General features: G+C 43.7%; 27 protein-coding genes. 15 read left to right on the top strand and 12 right to left on the bottom strand.

Features of this window, described 5'->3' with window-relative positions; all coding sequences use genetic code 11:
- Positions 1–46: 46 nt before the first annotated feature.
- The gene (gene fliW / locus OA34_RS10670) at positions 47–442 is read right to left on the bottom strand and encodes a flagellar assembly protein FliW (protein WP_039675176.1); all 396 of its coding nucleotides are present in this window, start codon (positions 440–442) and stop codon (positions 47–49) included.
- Between the two features lie 160 nt (positions 443–602).
- On the opposite strand from fliW, the gene OA34_RS10665 reads away from it, so the two are divergent.
- Positions 603–1247: an outer membrane protein assembly factor BamD gene (locus OA34_RS10665; RefSeq protein WP_039675174.1), complete on the top strand. Its 645-nt coding sequence runs from the start codon at positions 603–605 to the stop codon at positions 1245–1247.
- A gap of 116 nt (positions 1248–1363) precedes the next feature.
- The gene (lon, locus tag OA34_RS10660; RefSeq protein ID WP_039675172.1) at positions 1364–3787 is read left to right on the top strand and encodes an endopeptidase La; all 2424 of its coding nucleotides are present in this window, start codon (positions 1364–1366) and stop codon (positions 3785–3787) included.
- A gap of 48 nt (positions 3788–3835) precedes the next feature.
- Here lon and rpsR read toward each other — a convergent pair whose 3' ends face one another.
- The 6 genes from rpsR to OA34_RS10630 form a co-directional block, all read right to left on the bottom strand.
- A complete protein-coding gene (gene rpsR, locus OA34_RS10655; protein WP_039675171.1) occupies positions 3836–4102 on the bottom strand; it encodes a 30S ribosomal protein S18 in 267 nt (88 codons plus the stop codon).
- A 21-nt stretch (positions 4103–4123) separates the two neighbouring features.
- Positions 4124–4624: a single-stranded DNA-binding protein gene (locus OA34_RS10650; protein ID WP_039675169.1), complete on the bottom strand. Its 501-nt coding sequence runs from the start codon at positions 4622–4624 to the stop codon at positions 4124–4126.
- Positions 4625–4637: 13 nt separating this feature from the next.
- Positions 4638–5039 carry a 30S ribosomal protein S6 gene (rpsF, locus tag OA34_RS10645; RefSeq protein WP_039675167.1) on the bottom strand — a complete coding sequence of 134 codons (402 nt, stop codon included), beginning with the start codon at positions 5037–5039 and terminating at the stop codon, positions 4638–4640.
- Positions 5040–5111: 72 nt separating this feature from the next.
- Positions 5112–6086, bottom strand: a complete 975-nt coding sequence (gene holA / locus OA34_RS10640; RefSeq protein WP_039675165.1) for a DNA polymerase III subunit delta — start codon at positions 6084–6086, stop codon at positions 5112–5114.
- Positions 6079–8025, bottom strand: a complete 1947-nt coding sequence (locus tag OA34_RS10635) for an RNB domain-containing ribonuclease (protein WP_039675164.1) — start codon at positions 8023–8025, stop codon at positions 6079–6081. The genes holA and OA34_RS10635 overlap by 8 nt, the downstream gene beginning before the upstream one ends.
- The gene (locus OA34_RS10630; RefSeq protein ID WP_039675162.1) at positions 8022–8834 is read right to left on the bottom strand and encodes an HDOD domain-containing protein; all 813 of its coding nucleotides are present in this window, start codon (positions 8832–8834) and stop codon (positions 8022–8024) included. Before OA34_RS10630 ends, OA34_RS10635 begins: the two co-directional genes overlap by 4 nt.
- Before the next feature lie 136 nt (positions 8835–8970).
- Between OA34_RS10630 and ilvC the strand changes: the two genes are divergently transcribed.
- From ilvC to thiS, 13 genes are all read left to right on the top strand, one after another.
- On the top strand, positions 8971–9993 hold the full coding sequence (gene ilvC / locus OA34_RS10625) for a ketol-acid reductoisomerase (RefSeq protein ID WP_039675160.1): 1023 nt from the start codon (positions 8971–8973) through the stop codon (positions 9991–9993).
- Positions 9994–10163: 170 nt separating this feature from the next.
- Positions 10164–10973: a septum site-determining protein MinD gene (minD, locus tag OA34_RS10620; protein WP_039675158.1), complete on the top strand. Its 810-nt coding sequence runs from the start codon at positions 10164–10166 to the stop codon at positions 10971–10973.
- Positions 10970–11209, top strand: coding sequence for a cell division topological specificity factor MinE (gene minE / locus OA34_RS10615; RefSeq protein ID WP_039675156.1), 240 nt, complete (start codon positions 10970–10972; stop codon positions 11207–11209). The genes minD and minE overlap by 4 nt, the downstream gene beginning before the upstream one ends.
- 13 nt (positions 11210–11222) lie before the next feature.
- Positions 11223–12377, top strand: a complete 1155-nt coding sequence (locus OA34_RS10610) for a divergent polysaccharide deacetylase family protein (RefSeq protein ID WP_039675154.1) — start codon at positions 11223–11225, stop codon at positions 12375–12377.
- Positions 12377–13147 (top strand): DNA-processing protein DprA, encoded by a 771-nt coding sequence (locus tag OA34_RS10605; protein WP_039675152.1) that lies wholly within the window; start codon positions 12377–12379, stop codon positions 13145–13147. Before OA34_RS10610 ends, OA34_RS10605 begins: the two co-directional genes overlap by 1 nt.
- Positions 13148–13158: 11 nt before the next feature.
- A complete protein-coding gene (locus OA34_RS10600) occupies positions 13159–13959 on the top strand; it encodes a sulfite exporter TauE/SafE family protein (RefSeq protein ID WP_039675150.1) in 801 nt (266 codons plus the stop codon).
- A gap of 10 nt (positions 13960–13969) precedes the next feature.
- Positions 13970–14446: a YbaK/EbsC family protein gene (locus OA34_RS10595; RefSeq protein WP_039675148.1), complete on the top strand. Its 477-nt coding sequence runs from the start codon at positions 13970–13972 to the stop codon at positions 14444–14446.
- A 22-nt stretch (positions 14447–14468) separates the two neighbouring features.
- Positions 14469–15014: a hypothetical protein gene (locus OA34_RS10590; RefSeq protein WP_039675146.1), complete on the top strand. Its 546-nt coding sequence runs from the start codon at positions 14469–14471 to the stop codon at positions 15012–15014.
- Positions 15015–15024: 10 nt separating this feature from the next.
- The gene (ruvX, locus tag OA34_RS10585; protein WP_039675144.1) at positions 15025–15432 is read left to right on the top strand and encodes a Holliday junction resolvase RuvX; all 408 of its coding nucleotides are present in this window, start codon (positions 15025–15027) and stop codon (positions 15430–15432) included.
- Positions 15425–16033 (top strand): trimeric intracellular cation channel family protein, encoded by a 609-nt coding sequence (locus tag OA34_RS10580; protein WP_039675143.1) that lies wholly within the window; start codon positions 15425–15427, stop codon positions 16031–16033. Before ruvX ends, OA34_RS10580 begins: the two co-directional genes overlap by 8 nt.
- Before the next feature lie 38 nt (positions 16034–16071).
- Positions 16072–17259, top strand: a complete 1188-nt coding sequence (locus tag OA34_RS10575; RefSeq protein WP_039675141.1) for an aspartate aminotransferase family protein — start codon at positions 16072–16074, stop codon at positions 17257–17259.
- A 3-nt stretch (positions 17260–17262) separates the two neighbouring features.
- Positions 17263–18297, top strand: a complete 1035-nt coding sequence (locus OA34_RS10570) for an SAM-dependent methyltransferase (RefSeq protein WP_039675139.1) — start codon at positions 17263–17265, stop codon at positions 18295–18297.
- Positions 18288–18485: a sulfur carrier protein ThiS gene (gene thiS / locus OA34_RS10565; RefSeq protein WP_039675137.1), complete on the top strand. Its 198-nt coding sequence runs from the start codon at positions 18288–18290 to the stop codon at positions 18483–18485. The genes OA34_RS10570 and thiS overlap by 10 nt, the downstream gene beginning before the upstream one ends.
- On the opposite strand, the gene acpS is transcribed toward thiS, so the two are convergent.
- From acpS to OA34_RS10540, 5 genes are all read right to left on the bottom strand, one after another.
- Positions 18482–18856 carry a holo-ACP synthase gene (gene acpS / locus OA34_RS10560; RefSeq protein ID WP_039675135.1) on the bottom strand — a complete coding sequence of 125 codons (375 nt, stop codon included), beginning with the start codon at positions 18854–18856 and terminating at the stop codon, positions 18482–18484. The genes thiS and acpS overlap by 4 nt on opposite strands.
- Positions 18853–19401 (bottom strand): flagellar basal body-associated protein FliL, encoded by a 549-nt coding sequence (gene fliL / locus OA34_RS10555; RefSeq protein ID WP_039675133.1) that lies wholly within the window; start codon positions 19399–19401, stop codon positions 18853–18855. The genes acpS and fliL overlap by 4 nt, the downstream gene beginning before the upstream one ends.
- A 61-nt stretch (positions 19402–19462) precedes the next feature.
- A complete protein-coding gene (gene radA, locus OA34_RS10550; RefSeq protein ID WP_039675131.1) occupies positions 19463–20815 on the bottom strand; it encodes a DNA repair protein RadA in 1353 nt (450 codons plus the stop codon).
- A complete protein-coding gene (gene ftsY, locus OA34_RS10545; protein ID WP_039675130.1) occupies positions 20808–21692 on the bottom strand; it encodes a signal recognition particle-docking protein FtsY in 885 nt (294 codons plus the stop codon). The genes radA and ftsY overlap by 8 nt, the downstream gene beginning before the upstream one ends.
- Entirely contained in the window at positions 21692–22255 is a 564-nt protein-coding gene (locus OA34_RS10540; RefSeq protein WP_039675128.1) for a TlpA family protein disulfide reductase, read from the bottom strand. The genes ftsY and OA34_RS10540 overlap by 1 nt, the downstream gene beginning before the upstream one ends.
- Between the last annotated feature and the right edge of the window lie 25 nt (positions 22256–22280).

Raw genomic sequence — 22280 nt, 5'->3', positions numbered from 1 at the left:
CATATCTTTACATGTAAAAGCTAAAACGCATCAAATGCGTCACGTTCTACTCAGATTTCTCTTTATTCAAATACTGAGCGATTCCTTCCATCAAACCGAATTCCGGATATTTGTTGGCGTCTAAGACCACTTGTGCCATTGCGCCGTTATCGACGTTAAAAACCAACGGGGCTAAAAAGTTTATCGTAGAGGCTTCAATGGGCGTGGCGATAATCATAATATTGAGGATAAGAATGTTTGATTTTTCGTTAATATCGAGGAGTGTTCTAAAATATTCGGGGATTTCAAATTCGTAAGGTCTCAGCATAAAGGGGTTGATAAGCGTGAATGTTGTCGTATCGGACTTTGAAATAAATTTAACGAAGAATTCGTCGATTTTTTCAAGTTCCACTTCTTGAATCGATTCAAACCCTAAAAGAGGCATTTTAAGACTAAAAACCATACAATTCCTTTTGAAAAATAGTTATTTTGATTTATTGTAGCATTTTGTTGGTTAAATGGCTCTCATTTTTGCTGAAAAAAGAAAATTAATCCGTTATATAGTAAGATAACGAAAAAACGGGTACAATAAGATTTTTACTGTAACGAAAAGGATAGAATGAATGAAGATAGCAAATATGCTTGTCGCCGCGTCGTTAGTCGCTTTTATCAGCGGATGTGCTTCCAAGGATAAGGAAGTTTTTAACATGCCCGCAACGTATTGGTATGAACAGATTGCCAAAGAGATCAAAGCGCAAGATCTCGAAAAAGCCGACGGATTTTACACGTCGCTCGCGAGTGAACATATCGAATCGCCGCTTTTGCCTGAAGCGATGATGATGCTTGCCAACGCTCACATGCAAGACGAGGAATACGTTTTAGCAAACTTTTATCTCGACGAGTATCTAAAACGTTACGGTAGCCGTGAAAATGCCGATCATGTCCGTTTTATGAAGATTAAAGCCAATTATGAATCGTTCCCCAATCCCAATCGCAATCAGCAACTTTTGATGGATACGATTGCGCAAACCAAAGAGTTTCTTACCAAATACCCCAACTCTAAATTTCGTCCTTTAGCGGAAACGATTTTAGTGCGTTTGGAATTAGGCGAGTACTTTTTAAACGAAAATATCAAAAACCTTTACACACGTGTCGATAAACCCGAAGCGGCAAAAATCTACGAAGATAAAATCACTAACTCTTCTTTAGGAAAAGCACAAATGATTGAGCCGAATATGCCGTGGTATCGCTCATGGTTTGAAAAATAGACTTTTTATTTACTTCTTTACTCTATAATCTAATAGGCACATAAAAGCTCAACTTTTATGTGCTACTTTGTAAAATACTATAAACGTTACATTAAATTTATACGGAGTGATAAACGATGAAGATCACCGATTATACCGCATTTCCTGCGGATATCCCGATTGTTGTCGAGGATAATTTATTCTTATACCCATTTATGATCTCACCGCTCTTCTTAGCCGATGAAGAGAATATACGAGCCGCTAACGAAGCGTTAGAACACAACTCTTTAGTGATGGTCTGTACGGCCAAAGTCGGAGGGGAACAAGGACGAGATTTTAATGCAATTTATCCTGCGGGCGTGATAGGCTCTATCATGCGCAAAGTCGAATTACCCGACGGTCGCGTCAAAATTTTATTTCAAGGGATGCAAAAAGGCAAAATTTTAAAAGAATTAGGCTCTATGCCGCTTCGCGCGACAATCGATCTGATTCAAACGCACCGATCCGAAGCGATGAAAGTCGAAGCGGCACTATCGGTTTTACGCGAGAAAATTACGCAACTTTCGTCTTTAAGCGGTCAATTTCCTCCGGATTTGCTCAAAACCGTTGAAGAAAACAGTGACGTTAATCGTATTATCGATTTGATCGCAAGTACGATGAAGCTTAAAAAAGAACAAGCCTATAAACTTTTTGTCGAAGCCGACGATGAAGTCAGACTTTTACAAATTATCGATTACGTGATTGAAGAGATCGAGTCGAGTCGTTTGAAAAAAGAGATCAAAACCAAAGTTCATTCGCAAATCGAGAAAGTCAATAAAGAGTATTTTCTCAAAGAACAGCTTAAACAGATCCAAAAAGAGCTAGGTACGGACAATCAGCGCGAAGAAGAGATCGAGGAATACCGTAAAAAACTCGAAGCAAAAAAAGAGTATATGGAAGAAGATGCCTACAAAGAGATCAAAAAGCAGATCGATAAGCTCGCTCGAATGCATCCGGATTCTGCCGATGCAAATTTGATTCAAAGCTATCTTGACTGGGTTATTGAAATTCCTTTTGGCAAAGCGGCTAAGAAAAACCTTGACGTGCTTGAGGTTAAAGCGCAACTGGATAAAGACCATTATTCGCTTGATAAGCCTAAAGAGCGTATCGAAGAGTTTTTTGCCGTACGCGAACTTTTAGCCAAACGCGGTATCGCCGACAAATCGGCAAACGGCGCGATTTTATGTTTTGCAGGTCCTCCGGGCGTGGGTAAGACCTCTTTAGCCAATTCGATAGCAAAAGCACTTAAACGCAAACTTGTTCGTATCGCTTTAGGCGGTTTGGAAGACGTGAACGAACTTCGAGGGCACAGACGCACGTATATCGGAGCAATGCCCGGACGCATCGTTCAAGGCATTATTGAAGCCGAAGAGATGAATCCCGTCGTCGTTTTAGACGAGATCGATAAAGTCGCCCGCAGTTACAGGGGCGATCCGACGGCGGTACTTTTAGAAGTGTTGGATCCCGAACAAAACAATAAATTTAGAGATTACTACCTCAATTTTAATATCGATTTGAGTAAGGTTATTTTTATTGCGACGGCGAATGAAGTCGGTTCTATTCCCGCACCGCTTCGCGATCGTATGGAGTTTATCTTCGTGAATTCCTATACGCCGCAGGAAAAATACGAAATTGCTAAAAAATACTTAATTCCTCAGGAATTGAAAAAACACGGACTTAAAAATAACGAAGTGGCGATTTCGAAAGCAACGTTACAACTGATTATTTCCAATTATACGAGAGAATCGGGAGTCCGTAATTTACGTCGCCGCATCGCCGACATTTTGCGTAAAGTTGCCAAACATCTTTTAATGGATCCTAAACTAGAAAAAGTCAGCATTACCAACAGCAACCTCAAAGAGTATCTTCCTAAAACGGTTTTCGAGATCGACGAAGTCGATAAGGAAAATAGCATAGGAATCGTCAACGGACTTGCATGGACGAGTGTCGGAGGCGACGTATTGAAAGTCGAAGCCATTCGCATTCAAGGCAAAGGCGGCATACAAATTACGGGTTCGTTGGGCGATGTCATGAAAGAATCGGCAAAAATCGCGTTAAGTGTCGTCAAAGTTTTGATCGACAACGGCAAAATTAGCGTTCCTCTTTCTATTATTCCGACGACGGGCTTGGACAAAGAAGAAAATGCCAAAACCGTTGAACCTAGCGACGTATACCGACGTTACGATCTGCATATTCACGTGCCTGAAGGCGCAACGCCCAAAGACGGTCCGAGTGCGGGTATAACGATGGCAACGGCGATTGCGTCCATTCTCTGCGACAAAAAAGTCAAAAGCGACGTTGCGATGACGGGCGAAATAACCCTCAGCGGTAAAGTGTTGCCGATCGGTGGACTTAAAGAGAAATTGATTGCGGCGTATAAAGCGAAAATCAAAACGGCATTGATACCGAAGAAAAATTACGAAAAAGACCTCGAGGAAATTCCGGACGAAGTGAAAGAAAAAATGACGATTATCCCGGTCAGTAAGATTGAAGAAGTGTTGGAGTTCGCGCTCGTAAAATGATGTAAAACGTAAGGTTTGGAAGCGCGTTCCAAACCTTACATGTAAGCTTTATTGTTGCAATTGCTCAAAAGGCACGGCCACGACTTTTTTCGTGTCGATGATGTATGGGATAACCGCCGTCGCACGAGCGCGTTTGATCGCAAGTTCGACCATCTCTTGGTGACGTTTGCAGTTACCGGTTAAACGGCGAGGCATAATTTTGTATCTCTCGGAAAGTGAGTGTCTCAAAATTTTTGCATCTTTATAGTCAACGTATTCTATTTTTGCTTCACAATATTTGCAGTATTTACGTGCAAATTTTCTTTTCTCTGCCATCTTTTTATCCTTCTTTATTTACTAAAACGGTATTTCGTCATCGTTAATATCGATGCTCGGAATATCATGACCACTCATTTCGGGAGCTGATTGTCTTGGTGCGCCGGCCGGTTTTGGGTTGGGGGTATAACCGACGTTTGGCATAGAACCGCTTGTCGAATCACCGTAACTTCCGCCCATATCACTTTCGTTTTGTCCGCGAGAATCAATCATTTGAAGCGTTTCAACCGTGATGGAGTGTTTCGAGCGTTTAACGCCTTGTTGATCCGTCCACTGATCGAGTTTCAAACGACCTTCCACCAATACTTTTTTGCCGCGGCTTAGGTATTGGTTGGCAATTTCCGCCGTGCGTCCAAAGAAAGTGATATCGATAAAGCAAACCTCTTCACCTTGGCTACCGTCTTGTTTTTTGAAGCGACGGTTAGTCGCAAGTCCCGTTGTGCATACGGCACCTCCGTTTGGCAGGTAGCGAAGTTCGCAATCGCGCGTGAGATTACCAAGCATAATCACTCTATTGAACATCGTGGCTCCTTATTTAAGCTTCAGTCGTAACAGTATCTTCTACAATCTCTTTAGTCTCTACAACAGCGGGCGCATCACTTTTTTTCGTGATTTTTTCCACTTGTTTGTTCCAGAAACGAAGTTCTTTTTGATTTTCAAATTTTACGGTCATAAAGCGGATAAACTCTTCCGTAATACGGATAAGTCTTTCAACTTCTGCAATCGCAGCCGTTGGGGCAGTAAAGTAGAATACAACGTATGTACCGCGCTCAAATTTATCGATTTGATACGCAAGTTTGCGGGTACCCATATCAAGTGTGGCAGCGATAACCGCGCCGTTTTTTTCTAAAATTTCTTTTAGAAAGCCTAGTTTTGCTTGTAGTTCTTCTACGGTTAGCGTAGGTTTAACTACGACAAGCAACTCATAATGTCGCATAATGTCTCCTTATGGATTTCACCCAAATAATATCTATTTGAGTAAGGATTTTTAGAATAGACGCGGATTATACTATAAAAAACTTTGAAATTTTATTAAGGTAGAGAGCAGATAACTGCTTTTTTCAATATTTCCGGCTTTTTTAAGTCGGTATTCGGCATCGGTTAAAAGCGTTAAAAGCCGTTGGTAGGTTGCCAAGTCGATTTTAATGGAAATTTTAGAGCGTTCGGCGGCGAGTTGCGGCGGAAGAGGGTAACCTAAAATCGCTTTGGCGTCAAACGTGCCGTGAAGTTTGATGTAGGCGTGAAATAAAAAAAGTTGCGAAATATGCGTTTGCAGAGCATTGACGATACGAATTTCTTCAATGCCGTCGCCTTCGACAAGGCGTAAAAACTCCTCTTTAATATCTTTTTTTTCCAATAACTTACCCATAAAACGGTCCATGGAAACCGCTCCGAGACCGTAAACGTGCGTATGAATATCGGCGGTTTGAATCTCTTTCCCCAGAACAAGCAGTTTTTCGCACTCGTTAACGCACAACGCTAAATCTTCCGCATGCAAAACGTACAATTCTCCCAAAGCGTAACGATCGATCGCGAGCCCGATAGCGTTTGCATGTTGGGCTAGAAGCGATACGGCTTCGTTATAGTCGGCTTTGAAGAGACGAACGAAAAATTTGTCGAAAGCTTTGGTCATCGGCGTTGCTTTTTTATCTTCACCGAAATATTGGTAAATAAAATAGCTAGAATCGTTTTTCGTACACAACTCGACTAAGGTTGAAAGTTCTTTTGCGGGAAGCGGCTTATCGGTTTTAAGGATTAAAATATTGCGATCACCGAAAAGCGAGGCTTGCGAAAGAAAATTTTTTGCCGAACCGAAATGGTATTCGTCGTAATACATCATGAGTTTTTCTTCGCCGGATGCATTTAAAAGTTCCAACAAAGCACGGGTTAAAAGATTGTTTTGGTAAGCACATGCGCCGTAAAAAAGCGTTGTTTTGGGAACCTTTTTGGTTTTTAAAAGATTTTCAAACTCTCTTTTATACATCAAAGCTCCTCGTAACGCGTGCATAAATCCTTGCCGTAGCGATGTTGCTCTCGACGATTTTAATCTCAACGCGCTGCAAAAGATGCACGTCATCATCCAGCAAAAAGATGCGAGCGCCCTTGATCGTATCGTCTAACTTTGCAATCGCGTTTTGCTCGGTTTCAACGACGATTGCTTTGAAATTTTCGCCGACATGTAAGGCCATATAGCGTGCAAATTTACGGTCCATATAATCCCAAGCGACTTTGTCGCTTTCACGCTCGAGAAGGCTAATTTGTTCGCATAAAGGCGCGATGTCTTTGAGCAAAAATGCCAATTTTTTATCGTCGTGTGACGTTTTGGCTTTCAAAAGGCGGTGCAACGTCAAGTCGCTGTAACGACGAATCGGTGAAGTGAAATGGGTGTACATGTCAAATCCGAGTCCGAAATGCCCTTTGTTTTCCGGTTCGTAAATGGCTTTCTTTTGGCTTTTGATAATGAGTTTATCGACTTCGTCGCGAAGGTTCAGCGTATCGGCTTTTTGTTGAATCTCTCGAATCATTTGCGGCAGATCCGAGCGGAGCTTCACGTTAATACCGATCAGTACCAAATCGCTCAAAAGTGCTTCCATTCGTTCATAAGAAGGGCTTTCATGCGTTCTAAAGATACCGAATCCCAGTTTTTTAGCGGCGGCTTTGTTGGCAAGAAGCATACAATCTTCGATCAGTCCGTGAGAAGGGGTCTCTTCTTCGATGCTCGTCGAGATCAGATTTTGGTTTTCATCGACGCGCATTCGAATTTCCGAAGCACGAAACGAAAAGGATTTTTCCAAGCGTATGGTACGCAATTTTTTCGTCAAAGCATTCAGTTCTAAAAGGTATGCCAAAATAGGTTGGTCCGTTGCGTCGGCATCGCTAAGATCGCCTTTTAAAAACAGATCGATTGTCTCGTACGTATAACGTTTTTGCGAATGAATGACGCTTTCGAATAACTCTTCTTGGATCGGTTCACATGTCAGCGGGTCGAGCGTTATTTTAAACGTATAAGCGAGTCGATCGACGTTTGGTTTGAGCGAACAGATATTTTCGCTTAAAGCGCGTGGTAGCATCGGAATCGCTTTATGCGGAAAATAGATCGAAAAACCGCGAACGAGAGCTTCTTTATCGATATAACCCATAGCATGTACGTATTCGCTTACATCGGCGATAGCAACGTATAAAACGTGGTTTTGCACGTCAAAATAGATAGCGTCGTCAAAATCTTTGGCATCCACGGGATCAACCGTGCAAAAGGGTAGATGTGTTAAATCGACGCGATGTGCATAGTAGCTTTTGTCGACAAAATCGCCGTGGCTTTTGGCTTCGGCTTCGGCTTCCGGGCTGAAAAACTCTTTTTTATCGAAAAGAGCCAATGAAATCTTTTCATCGACGCTCGGATCGTCTAAAACGCCTAGCACCTCTTCGATCGTATTGGACGTATTGTCGATTTTGAGGACAGCTCCCAACGGTAATTGTTTAAGCGATTTTTGGCTGGCGGTTATCTCAAAGAGTGCTTCGTTTTGCACGTTGGCACCGACGACTTTGCCTTTGCTCATTTTGGTGTAGACGATGCTTTTGCTAAAGGCGCGTTGAGCGATGTAAACAACCACGGCTTTAGGACGCGAACTTCGTTTATTGGCAACGCGTTTAACGACGACAAGATCGCCTCTCATCGCACCGTGCAAGCTTGAAGATTCAATGAGAATATCTTTGGCGCTCGTCGGCTCTAAAGAGCTTAAAAAACCGGTTCCGTTAAATGCGACGTCGAGTTTTCCGGCTTTGTAAGAAGGATCTAAACTGTAAAGATCGTTTTTTTGAACTAAGGCGCGTAGTTGAAGCAGTGCTTGAAAATGAGGCAAAAAAGCGGAAGGCACATCGTGTCGTGCCACTCCGCGACTCAAACTTAAAAGAAAATCTCTCACTGTATGAATTGCTCGTACGTTTCTAGAAACGGTTCTTTTTGAAGGCGGTACTCTTCCAAAAGCACTAAGGCGTTTTGAATCGACGTATCGCTTAGTTGGGCAAAAATATTAACGGCGGTTTGCACGACATGTAAAGCGCGTGCGCACACTTTAATATGCTCGGGAGCTTTTTCGGGCGTACGCGAATATTGAATCGCTTCCACAAGTTCGCTTTCCAAATTCCATTGCTCAAAAATCTTAGCGGTAATCTCTTCGTTTGAAAATCCGACGTACTCTTTTTCCAAAGCATCCAAGGCATCTAAGGTCGTAACGTTTAAAAGTGCTTCTTGAAAGGCCTGTTCTTTGTGGCGTTCGATGAGTTCATGTGCAATAATAATCTTTCCGACTTCCATCATAAAGGACGCGGGTTGAAGAATGTCGAGAAGAGATTTATCGACTTTAGAGTACCACTTGAACATGAACATGCTTTGCAAGGTACTGATATCGAGGAAGATATTGTTATTGATGTTGTAAGGTTCTAAATTAATTTTAATATTTTGTTTGATCGCACTTGAAAGCGCAAAACCCCGAACCGTCGCCATGCCGAACAAAGAGACCGCATGGGCAATGTTCTTAATTTCTCGGCTAAAACCGTACAACGGCGAATTGGATGATTTGAGAATATTGGCGGTTAACATCGGATCGCTCTCGACGACTTGTACCAAATCGGAAAGAGAACTGTTTTTATCAACGCAAATGCGCTGGATTTTCAACACGGTATCGTCAAGCGGCGGTAGAGCCTTGATTTTTTTTAAAATATTTTCGTCCATAACCGATCCTGCATAAAGAATGTTATACGTCACATTCTATCTCGTCTTGCTTTATAGTTTCCTTTTAGATGGTGTTGTAAAGTTTTTAAGTAACACTTCTGTAAAATGCGTGAAATTTATACGACAAGGATCTGTTATGGCAATTACCGTCTATTATGACAAAGATTGTGATTTAAGCATTATTCGCTCAAAAAAAGTAGCGATGATCGGATTTGGCTCTCAAGGACATGCACATGCGGAAAATCTTCGCGACAGCGGCGTAGAAGTCGTCGTCGGTCTTCGCAAAGAAGGCAGTTCATGGGCGAAAGCGGAAGCAAAAGGATTTAACGTGATGAGCGTTGCCGAAGCGACGAAATATGCCGACGTGATTATGATTTTGTTACCGGACGAGATGCAAAGCGACGTTTTTGCTGCGGAAATCAAACCCAACCTAAGTGCCGGTAAAGCGATTGCATTCGGACACGGTTTTAACATCCACTACGGTCAAATTATCACTCCTAAAGGCGTCGATTGCATTATGATCGCTCCAAAAGCGCCAGGTCACACGGTTAGAAGTGAGTTTGTTAACGGTGGTGGTATCCCTGATCTTATTGCAGTTGATCAAGATGCAACTGGCACAGCAAAAGCCCTTGCACTAAGCTACGCTTCAGCGATTGGTGGTGGTCGTACGGGTATTATTGAGACAACCTTCAAAGACGAAACAGAGACCGATCTTTTTGGTGAGCAAGCGGTTCTTTGTGGTGGTGTGACATCTTTAGTAGAAGCGGGTTTCCAAACGTTGGTGGAAGCAGGTTATGAGCCTGAGATGGCATACTTTGAGTGTCTACATGAACTTAAACTCATCGTTGATTTGATGTACCAAGGCGGTATTGCCGATATGCGTTATTCTATCTCTAACACCGCAGAGTATGGTGACTATGTGAGTGGAAAACGTGTGATCAACGCTGAATCAAAAGCAGCGATGAAAGAGATCTTGGCTGAGATTCAAGATGGCCGTTTTGCCAAAGATTTTATTCTTGAGCGCAAAGCAGGATACACTCGCATGAACGCAGAGCGCGCTAAAACAGAGAGAAGCCTCCTTAACAAAACAGGTGAGAAACTCAGAGCGATGATGCCTTGGATTACTTCTAAAAAAATCATCAACAAAGACAAAAACTAACGTTTCGGTTCTTTCACAATGCGATGGCGAAAGAACCGAAAATAACACGAAAAGTGTGTGGGTTTTCTAGCGAAGAAAACCCGCTTTTTAACGTCATGTCGGGTGTTTTACTCTCAACAACGGCGTAAAGAGTTCGAGGAACTCTATCTTGATTTATTCAAAGAGGTTACATGGGTATAGTTATTACCGTAACGTCGGGTAAAGGCGGGGTCGGCAAATCCACCACTACCGCCAATCTTGCCGTCGGACTTGCAAATTTGGGCAAAAAAGTGGTTGCTATCGACTTTGATATCGGGCTTAGAAATCTTGACATGATTTTGGGGCTTGAAAATCGTATCGTCTATGACGTCGTCGATGTTATGGAAGGGCGATGTAACCTTGCGCAAGCGTTGATCAACGATAAAAAATCGAAAACGCTTTATTTTTTACCCGCAAGCCAAACCAAAGATAAAGATATTTTAAATAAAGATAAAGTCAAAGCGTTGATCGAAAATCTCAAAGAGAGTTTTGATATCGTGATGATCGATTCGCCTGCGGGTATTGAAAGCGGGTTTGAACACTCGATTTTTTTAGCCGACCGTGCATTAATCGTTTCGACGCCCGATGTCAGTTCTGTTCGCGATGCCGATAGGGTTATCGGTATTATCGATGCGAAAAGTGAAAAAGCTACCAATGGACAAGAGGTCGAAAAACACATTATCATCAATCGTATCAAACCTGAAATGGTCGATGCGGGTAATATGCTAAGCGTCGAAGACGTTTTAAGTATTTTAGCGCTCCCGTTGATCGGTATCGTCCCCGACGATGAAGATATTATTACCTCCACCAACACGGGTTCGCCTATTGTCAATAAAGACAAATCCCTCTCTGCCGAAGCTTATCGCAATATAGCCCGTCGTATTTTGGGCGAAGATGTGGAATTTTTGGATATTCGTGCAAAGAAAGGAATTCTTGCAACGTTGAAAGGAATCTTTAAATGAGTTTCTTGGATAGTTTTTTCGGTCGTAACAAAAACAGTGCCGATGTCGCCAAAAACCGTTTGAAGATTATGCTTGCCCATGAAAGGGCGAGCTGCAAACTTCCCTATATGGACGACTTGCGCAACGATTTGATTGCGGTTATTCGTAAATATACCAAAGTTGAAGACGTGAAAATTACCTCGCAGACAAATCAAAATCTTGAGTTATTAGAGGTCGAAGTTATTCTTGGAAAGTAGTGTGTAAGCAGTGATGGTAAAGAAAAATAAAGAAAAGAGTTCCAATAACGTTGCCTCTTCGCCTAAAGAAGTTCGTTCGCGTACATTGAAACGATACAGTCTGATAGTAATGTTGATCATGACCGTTATGATCCTCTCCTTCGGAGTTTACGTCTATATGACGACTTCGTATGCGCATTATCAAACGGTGCAAAAGCAAAACAGTGCTTCTAGCGAAGAGTTGATGCGTAAAATGAAACAGATGCTTGACGATGAAAAAACGCGTTTGGCGTCTCTGGCTACGCCTCCTCCTGCTCTTGAAGAAACCAACGTGAGCCGATCCGAAGAACTCCCGATGCCTCCGGAACAGAAACTAGAACAAAATGCTTCCGTAGAGACTCTTGAACACAATGTAACGACACCTTTGCATAAAGAAGAAGAGCCTAAAACGCCGATTCTTTCCGAAGCTCAAGATTACGAGCAAAACGTCAAAGCCGCTAAAACGACGAAACACTCCGAAGTGATGCGAAAAACGTACCCTGCCGGAACGACGCCGCGTTTAGCGATTATTATCGACGACGTATCGTTTCCGTGGCAAACGCGCTTGATTAAAGAGATTCCCTATAAAGTGACGCCTTCTTTCTTCCCTCCGACCAAAGGACATCCCGAGACCGTGCGCCTCTCCTACGAGTTTGAGTTTGCGATGATTCACCTTCCGATGGAGTCGAAAAACTATTCGTCTCCGGAACCGGATACCTTAACGACGCTCGATTCGAGTGACGTGATAGAAAAGCGTATTAGCCGTATTAAAGCATGGTTTCCGCATATCAAATACTACAATAACCATACGGGCGGAACCTATACCGCCGATTACAACGCGATGGATCGTTTGATTAAAGTGATGAAAGCACGCGATTTACTCTTTGTCGATAGCCGAACGATCGGTAATTCGAAAGTCGGTGCGGTATGCAAAAAATACGATATGTTTTGCTACTCCAGAGACGTCTTCTTGGATAACAGTTTGGATAAAAGTGCGATTCGAACGCAACTTAAAGAAGCGGTTACGAAAGCAAAGAGAAACGGATACGCTATTGCGATCGGGCATCCGCATAAAAGTACGTTAGAGGTTCTGAAGGATTCAAGCGATCTTTTAGAAGGTTTGGATTTGGTCTATCTCAAAGATTTATGATGATTCAAACGATAGACTTTCATATCACGGAATGCGAAGCGATGAAAGTCTATCCCAAGAGCCTTTTTTACGTCGGCGATACCTCCTTGTTACGTCAACGAAAAATTTCGATCGTCGGAACGAGACACCCGTTTGCCTATACTAAGACGATGACGCATACGCTTGCTTCAAAACTTGCGAACGCGGGTGCGTGCATCGTAAGCGGAGGAGCGCAAGGCGTCGATGCAACCGCGCATTGGGGTGCCGGTTTTGATAAAACGATTATGGTTGCCGGAACGGGTTTGGATATTCGCTATCCTTCTATCAATCGTAAAATGATTGAAACGATCGAATCGCAAGGATTGGTTTTGAGCCAATTTGAAGCGGGTGCTCCTTCTTTGAAATGGGCATTTCCCCAACGAAACGAATTGATCGTCGCGTTAGGAGAAGCGTTAATCGTGGCGCAAGCCGACCGCAAAAGCGGAACGATGCACAGTATTCATTATGCGCTTCAAATGCAAAAACCCATTTTTGTTTTTCCGCATCGTTTGGGCGAGAGCGAAGCGACGAATGATTTGCTACGCCAAGGGCTAGCGACGCCGATTTTGGATATCGATGCCTTTGTCGAAAATTTAGGGTTTACGGCGTCTACATGTCAAGACGATTTTTTACGTTATTGTGAAATGCAACCGTTGTACCACGAAGCGGTTGAAAAATTTGCCGATCGGATTTTCGAGTATGAATGTTTAGGAAAAATCAAAGTTGAAAACGGACGTATTATTCGTGTTTAAAGGATGCAACGATGGGATTTGAGTGGATTATCGCTTTTTTAATTTTGGGTGCCGTTGTCGGCTTTATGGCGGGATTATTGGGCATCGGCGGCGGAGGCATTATGGTTCCGGCGTTAACGACGATTTTTCTGGCACAAGGCGTTGCGGTTGAACAAGTCGTCCATATGGCGTTAGGCACGTCGATGGCGTCTATCGTAATGACGTCGTTTGCCAGTATGCGGGCACACCATAAGCGAGGCGCGGTTCAATGGAGTATCGTTAAAATTATGGCTCCCGGCGTTGTTATCGGTACGTTTGGAGCGACATTTTTAGCGGCATCTATGAAATCGGCGCAATTGGCGATCTTTTTTGCGGTTTTTATGGCGTACGTGTCGATTCAAATGGCCGTAGATAAAAAGCCGAAACCTTCGCAACAAATCGTCGGGAACCAAGGGCTTTTCGGCGGCGGTTTGTTTATCGGTATCGTCTCGGCACTCGTTTCGATCGGCGGCGGTTCGTTAACGGTACCGTTTTTGGTTTGGCAGAACGTCGATCTTAAAAAAGCGATTGCGACTTCGGCGGCGATAGGCTTTCCTCTCTCGATTGCAGGTACGATCGGTTACATGTTAAACGGAATTTTGCAAGAAGGCAGTGCCGGTTTGCAATTAGGCTACGTTTACCTTCCCGCCGTAGTCTTAATCTCGCTCGTGAGTTTTTTTACGGCTCCGTGGGGTGCCAAAATGGCGCATAATCTTCCGGTTTCGAAATTGAAAAAGATTTTTGCGCTTTTGTTGATGGCGTTGAGTATCAAAATGTTGAGTTCGGTTTTATAAAGGCAAAACAATGGCGATAGAACAGGTAAGGGCTTATTTTCAAACGTACGGTTTGGAAAAAAAGATTATCGAATTCGACGTTTCGAGCGCAACCGTCGATCTGGCGGCACGTGCATTGGGTTGTGAGCCTAAACAGATTGCTAAAACGCTTTCGTTTTACGACGAACGAGGCGGTGCGTTGTTGATCGTTGCCGCGGGAGACGCGAAAGTCGACAATCAAAAGTTTAAAGAACGTTTTGCGATCAAAGCGAAAATGTTGAAAGCCGAAGAGGTCGAACCTTTGGTCGGACATGCCATCGGAGGCGTTTGTCCTTTCGGTATTCGCGAAAACGTACGCGTTTTTTTAGATGTGTCGTTGCAACGGTTTGATAGGGTGTATCCCGCTGCCGGAAGTGCCAACAGTGCGATTGCTTTGGATATTCCTTCGTTACAAACGTATGCACGCTCTTGCGGTTGGGTCGACGTCTGTAAAGCATGGCAGGAGTGATGCCTTGATGAAAAAGAAACCGATGAAAGGGATAATGTTAACGCTTTTAATACCTCTAGTGCTTTGGGCTGCAAGCAATCCTTTCGAAGATCAAACGGAGCATGCATCGGAGCCTTGGTCGAACCGATGTTTAGAGCGCGTCGAAATCGTCAATAAACTCTCAGCGGATCTCTTATTTGCCTCAAGTGCGTATTGTATCCAAGAGGAAAAATACGATCAAGCGGCGGATTTGTATTTAACGGCGACGGCGTACGGGTATTTTGATAGTTTACGCGTTGCCGATAAATCGGCACGCGGCGTTTTAGATACCTTGAAAGTAACCTATTTCAGTCCTCTAGATGCCAAAAAACGCGATCGTTTTGCGCAAGTTTTACGTGACAAACTGGATCATTTAGCCTCTACATGTCGCTTTTTAGAATCGCTCGGAAAACCCAATTATATGCCGCGCTATATGATCGAAGCGGCACAAAACCCTTTATCGCAAAAATCGCCTAACGGATTGGTCCCTAACTACAACGCCAAAGCGTTATGGGACGAAACGCGTTTAGAGTATTTGCGTTGCCGATAAGAAGCTCATAATGAAAAAAATAGCGGCGATAGATATCGGTCTAAAGCGCATCGGAGCGGCACTGTGCTTAGGTGAGTCTCTTGTCGTGCCCCAAGAAGCGATTTTACGAAAAAATCGCGATCAAGCCGCACGCGATGTGGATACGTTTTTGACGACGTGGCATATCGACTGTTTGGTCGTAGGCTTGCCCAAAGGCGGCAGTAGCGAAGCGGAGATGAAGCGACGCATCGAGCATTTTGTCGGACTTTTACGTTTTAGCGGCGAAGTGGTTTACCAAGATGAGTACGGTACAAGCTTGGAAGCCAAAGAGATGATGCAAGGCACAATGCGCCAAAAACGCGACGGACGTATTGATTCGATCGCGGCTAAAGTGATTTTAGAACGGTATTTAGAAACCTTAAAGGGATCGCATGGTTGAGTTGGAAGTTGCGGAAATTATCGGGACGATTGCCTTTGCCCTCAGCGGTTTTTACGTAGCCATTAAAGAGCGTTTGGATCTTTTGGGTATTTTTATTGCTTCTTTTTTAACGGCGTTAGGCGGAGGAATCGTACGCGATATGATCGTCCAAAGAGCACCTTCTACGTTTACGCATATGCTTCCCTCGTTGTTGGTTATCGGTGTTATCATTTTGAGCATTGCGCTTAAATTGCATCAAAAAGACGAGATCGAAAAGACGTTTTATTTTATCATCAGCGATACGCTGGGGTTGGTCTCTTTTTCTATCTCCGGTGCGCTTATCGGGTTACAAGCGGAATTTAATTTCTTCGGCGTGGTTTTAATGGCATTAATTACGGCCGTCGGCGGCGGCGTGCTGCGCGATATTTTACTCAATCGCGTACCTTTTTTGTTGACCAGCGAATTTTACGGTACGGTCTCTTTGCTCGTCGGTGCGATTTTGTTTGCGTTTGATGCTTTTGGCATTCAAGGATACGTTGCTTTTATGGTTGTTTTTGCCTTCGGCGTTTCGCTTCGGCTGCTCGCGTATTATAAAAAATGGAACTTGCCTAAAATTGGGTAGGCATTTGCTATAATTGCATTTTTTTTGAGGAGTAGCCAATGGATTTTGAAACCATGGACAAAACGTACGTGTTGCATACTTATGCAAGAAACTATGTCAATTTTAAACACGGCATCAACGCAACGTTGTTTGACGACAAGGGAAGAGATTATATCGACTTTACCAGCGGTATTGGCGTCGTCAGCGTAGGACACGGCAATCAAAGACTTGCCGATGCGATTAGCGATCAAGCACGTCATTTGATTCATACCTCAAACCTCTACATGATAGAACCTCAGGCAAAATTGGCTCAAAAAATTCATGAACTTACCGGATTTGACGTAGCGGTTTTTTTCGGAAACTCGGGTGCGGAAGCGAATGAAGGTGCTATCAAATTAGCCCGTAAGTACGGCGAGAAAAAATTTGCCAATAAACGTTATAAAGTCTTAACTTTAGAACATTCGTTTCACGGTCGTACGATTACGACGGTGAAAGCGACGGGGCAGGAAAGCTTTCATAAAACCGCTTTTGCACCGTATCCTGAAGGTTTTTCCTATACCAAAGCAATTGCGGATCTTTATGGAAGCATTGACGATGAAACCGTTGCGGTTATGTTGGAACTCGTACAAGGCGAAGGCGGCGTCAAAGCTTTCCCCAAAGAAGAGATTCAAGCCCTTGCGGCGTTTTTAAAAACAAAAGAGATATTACTGATTATCGACGAAGTGCAAAGCGGCGTCTTTCGAAGCGGCGAATTTTTGGCGACGACCTTGTACGAGATCGAACCGGATATTATTACGCTTGCGAAAGGTCTAGCAGGCGGCGTTCCCATCGGTGCAGTCATTACGAAGCACAAAGATATTTTTGAAGCGGGCGATCACGGCAGTACGTTCGGAGGAAATTTCCTCTCAACGCGCGCAGGTTTGGAAGCTTTAGCAATTTTGGAAGAGTATAAACAAAGCGGTATGCTTGATGAAGCACTGATCTATTTCGATGCGAAATTAAAAGCGACATGTCAAGCATTTCCGAGCTTATTTGAAAGCGTTGAAGGGCTAGGTTTAATGCGAGGACTTCGATGCAAAAGCGACGATATTTTAGCGGGTATGATTAAAAAAGCTTTCGAAGAGGGCGTCTTGGTTTTAAAAGCCGGACAAAATACGTTGCGCTTCTTACCGCCTTTAACCATTTCCAAAGAAGAGATGGACGAGGGCTTTAAACGTTTAGAGCGTGCATGCAAGGCTCTTGGATAAACATTGAAATTTAGTGCTTACATGTACGAATGGCTCTACGGCGATAGGGGCTATTATACGCAAAAACGCATTATCGGAAAAGAGGGCGATTTTTACACCGCCGTGAGTACTAGTATGTTTTTCGGCGGATCGATTGCCAAGCGTCTGATTTCGACGATTCAAAGCGGCTTTTTAAGCCCGACATGTCATGTCGTTGAAATCGGTGCGCATAAAGGGTATTTGCTTGCCGATATGATTCAGTTTATCTACACGCTGAAACCGGAGTGGCTGAAAACGCTACGCTTTGTCATCGTTGAGCCTTTTTGGCAAAACGAACTCATGCAAAAAGCCTATTTCCAAGAAGCGTTTGGCGATGCCGTGACGCTCAGGCATGTCAAATCCTTGGAAGAAATAAACGTTGAAGAGGCTTTTTTTGTTGCGAACGAGATTTTCGACGCTTTTGCCTGCGAAGTGATTTACGACGACAAAATGCTGTATATTGAAGAAAATCGAGCGGTGTTTAAACCGATGGACGAACCGACTTCCCTTAAAGCGAAAGAATACGGCGTTCGTAAAGGCGAATTGTGTTTAAGGTATGAAGCGTTTGCCGCTTCAATGGCTCACAGTGCCGATCGTTTGGAGTTTGTCACGTTTGATTACGGGCAAAAAGAGGCTCGCGAAGATTTTTCGCTTCGCGTTTACGCCAAGCATCATGTTTATCCCTTTTTTGCATTAAGCGATCTTGTCGAAAGTTCGCAGCGCGAAGCGCATACGTTCGATACTTTTTTTGCCGATGCGGATCTTACGTATGACGTCTGCTTTGCCCATTTATTTCAAGCCTTTGAAAAAAACGGTATGCGCGTGGAAAAATTTTGCTCTCAAATGAAAGCATTGGTCGATTTCGGCTTGATTGAACTTTTAGAGCTTTTTGCCCAAAAAGCGACAAAAGAGGCTTACGATCGAGAGAAAAATCGCGTCAAAACGCTGATTGACCCCGCTTTTATGGGTGAACGCTTTAAAATGGCATGTTTTCGAAAAGGAGCATTGAAATGCAGTTAATTATCAACGGAGTTTTGCAAGAGACGAATGCGACAACGATTCAAGCTTTGATGGCGGATTTGGGCATTGAGACGAAAGTGATGGCAGCTGCGGTCAATATGAACATTATCAAAAAAGAGCAGTGGAACTCTTTTGAACTTCACGAAAACGATAAAGTCGAATTTTTACAGTTTGTAGGCGGAGGTTAATGCCAGAGTCGACGCTGACGCTTTTGCCCTTCGATCACGGCGACGGCGACGGCAAAGCCGTTTTCATGCGTGATAGATAAAGAAACGTCGCTAATTCCGTACGTTTCGACAAGATGGCGTGAAAGCGTGAATGAGGGAGCGTTGCGTGCATCTTTGAGAATTTTAATATCCATAAATCCGCATTGGCCGCAAATCCCGATACCTAATGCTTTAGAAATCGCCTCTTTTGCGGCATAAAAACCCGCAGCCGTCACATCGTTTTGCACTAAGCTAAGCTCTTCTTCGGATAAAAATTTCGCGAACGCTTTATCGCCGAAGCGTTCGCGCATATGCGTTATGCGTGCGATGGATACGAGATCAATACCGATCATTGAACCACAAAATCGGTAAAATAGATATTTTTCACTTGTCCGTCGGAAAGGTTTTCGTTGATCTTATCCAACACTTCTTCTTTGAGCTTGTCCTTGCCTTTGAGTGTACTGACTTCCTCAAACGTTTTAGACGAGAACGTGCGAATAATAATATCGCGAATGAGAGATTTTTTGTGATCCATCTCAGGTTGTAATTTAGCGTCGCTGAGTTCTAAATCGATGGAGACTTTTAAAAAACGGTTGCCGCTTTCGCTAAGTAAGTTGACGACAAAAGGCGTCATCGGGTACATCGGTCCTACGGTTAAGTGATCGGTCGATTTTTTACTGCCGCTTTTTTTAGGAACCGCTTTGGTTTCTTGCGGTGCCGCCGCATGTCCTGCATCCGCACTAGCTTCGTCGTGAGAGCCGCTTAAAAGTAAAAAAGCCGCTGCTCCACCGCCGACCAACAAAAGTACCAATAATGCGATAATAACGATAAGAACGGTATTGCCTTTTGCTTTTTTCTCAACGACGGCTTCGCCGTCTTCAGGTTTTTTACCCGCCATTTTCTTCCTTTTTATCCAAATAAATTTCGTATAAGACATATCGTCTAAACGATAATTTTTTTTACATCCATTCGATTAATTTTGATACTTCGTCGATAGGATAGCACTTAACGCCATCAAGCGGTTCAAGCGGTAGCGAAGGAACGATCGCTTTTTCGAAGTGTTGAGATTTTGCTTCTTTGAGGCGTAAATCAAGGTTAAAAATATCGCGTACGTCTCCGATGAGTGAAACTTCTCCGATAAAAACGGTGTCTTTGCTGATCGGTCGGTTGCGATACGAGCTGATAATAGCGGCGATAATCGCCAAATCCGCCGAAGTTTCGCTGATTTTAATACCGCCGGCGATGTTGACGAAAACATCGTACTGGTTAAACGGAAGGTCGAGTTTGCGCTCCAAAAGGGCTAAAAGCATCGTGAGACGATTGATTTCGTATCCAGTGGCACTACGCTTAGGATTGGGATAGCCGCTATCGCTGACTAAAGCTTGGACTTCCAAGACGATCGGGCGCGATCCTTCCATCAAAACGGTAATGGCAGAGCCTGCTTGTGCTTTACCTCGCGTGAAAAATTTTTTCGAGACGTCTTTGGCACTCACAAGTCCCGCTTTCGTCATTTCAAAAATACCCACTTCGCTGGTCGCTCCGAAACGGTTTTTAAAGCCGCGCAAGAGACGGAGTTCTCTGGATGAATCACCCTCGAAATACAAAACGGTATCGACCATATGTTCTAAGACTCTAGGCCCTGCAATCGCACCTTCTTTGGTAATATGCCCGATAATAAAAATCGCGATATTGCGTTCTTTACCAAAACGCATAAGCTCAAACGTGATTTCACGTACTTGCGAAACGCTTCCGGGGGCGGAGGCGATTTTTTCGCTGTAAAGGGTTTGGATCGAGTCGATAATCAAAATTTTATACGGATGTTTTTCAAGCTCCGTAAAAATCGTATCGAGTTTAATTTCCGAAAGCAGATAGAGGGCTTCGTAGTTGCTATCGACGCGATTGGCTCGAAGTTTGATTTGGCTTGAGGATTCTTCGCCGCTGACGTAAAGCACTTCTTTGCCTTCACGCGCCAAGTTTCCCGCAATTTTCAACAATAAAGTCGATTTTCCGACTCCGGGGCTGCCTCCGATCAACGTGAGACTTCCTTCGACGATACCGCCGCCGAGGACGAGATCGAGCTCTTTGTCTCCCGAACTAAAACGTTCAATTTGCTCGTACGTTACTTCGGTAATAGAAACGGCACGGCTTTGTGCGGAATCGGGTTTTGAGCCGGTCTCTTTTAACACGTCGATTTGTTTTTGCGAAAGTTCGATAAATTCGTCCCAAGCACCGCAATTGGGACATTTCCCCAACCACTTAGCACTTTGGTGACCGCACGCTTGGCACTCGAAAAGAATTTGTTTTTTAGCCATGGTTGGGCGTAAAAATGGCGTCTAAAATCGTATCGACATATTCGTCGGAATTGAAAGGAATCAAGTCGTCTTTTCCCTCGCCGACGCCGACGTAGAGAATCGGAAGTTCCAACGCTTTGGCGATGCCGAAAAGCGACCCGCCTTTGGCTGTACCGTCTAGTTTGGTGATAATGATCGCATCGATGCCGATCATCTCGTGGAAAGCTTTGGCTTGATTAATCGCAGATGTGCCTTGCGTACCGTCTAAAATCAAAATTTTGCGGTGCGGAGCACCAAGAAGTGCTTTATCGCAAATGCGTACGATTTTTTTGAGTTCGTTTGCCAAATTGACCTGATTGTGCAAACGCCCTGCCGTATCGATAATGACGCGGTCGATTTTTTTGGCGATTGCGGAGCTAATCGTATCGTATGCGACGGCTGAGGGATCGTGCCCTTGCGCGGTGTAAACGATACCGACATCCACGCGCTCTGCCCAACTTTTCAATTGTTCGATCGCCGCGGCTCTAAAAGTATCCGCCGCACCCAACAATACGCTTTGAGAAGCTTTTTTATAATTATGTGCCAGTTTGGCGATCGTCGTCGTTTTTCCCGCTCCGTTGACACCGATTACCAGCTCCACGAACGGTGTTTGTTCCGATGAACGTTCGGGCATTGGATAGGTAAAATAGGCTTTTAAAACGCGTCTCACGTCGGCTCTTGCGATGGAGGAAGCAGGTGGAAGATAGTAAAGAATCTCTTCGACGAGTTCATAGGGAATATCCGACTCGATGAGTATCTCTTCCAAAAGCGTTTTATCGATTTTCTCGACGCGTTCGGGCAGAATATCTTTGATCGAACCGAGTGTTTTTTCGAGTCCTTTTTTAAGAAAACTAAACATTAAAGCACTTTTTTAATATCGGCTTCAATCATCTCTTCGGGAATGGCACCGACGTAATGTGTAGAGTATTTGCCGTTTTTATCGTAGAGGAACATTAACGGAATATTTTTAACACCGCCGACGCTTTGCGCAAATTTAAAATTTTCGATACCGTTGACGATAACGTAGTTAATGGCGTTATATTGAATAAAACTGTTGAGTTCTTCTTGCGACTTGTTTTCTTCCAATAAAACGCTTAAAATTACTAAACGGTCTTTGTATTTGTCTTGAAGGTTATTGAGATGGGGAATTTCGGCTTTACACGGAGGACACCATGTGGCGAAAAAATTGACTAAAACAACTTTGTCTTCGTAGCCCGAAAATCGAAATCCTTTCTCGATCGGCGTTACGACGATTTCTTTTCCGTTGACATCGTGTAGAACGATTTTTTCTGCTTTCGCTTCTTTCACTTCTTCTTGCACTTTAGCGGGTTCGGTTTGGTTATCGGTTTTCTTTTTTTCGGAAGAACACCCTCCTAAGAGTAGAAGCGTCGAGACAAGTAACAAGGTTGCCCAAAGTTTCATTATGGTCCTTTTTTTAGATTATAAA

The organism is Sulfurospirillum sp. MES (assembly GCF_000789415.1).
GTDB lineage: Bacteria > Campylobacterota > Campylobacteria > Campylobacterales > Sulfurospirillaceae > Sulfurospirillum > Sulfurospirillum cavolei.
Note: the sequence above shows the minus strand (reverse complement) of the source record. Positions and strands in the feature narration are given on the sequence as shown.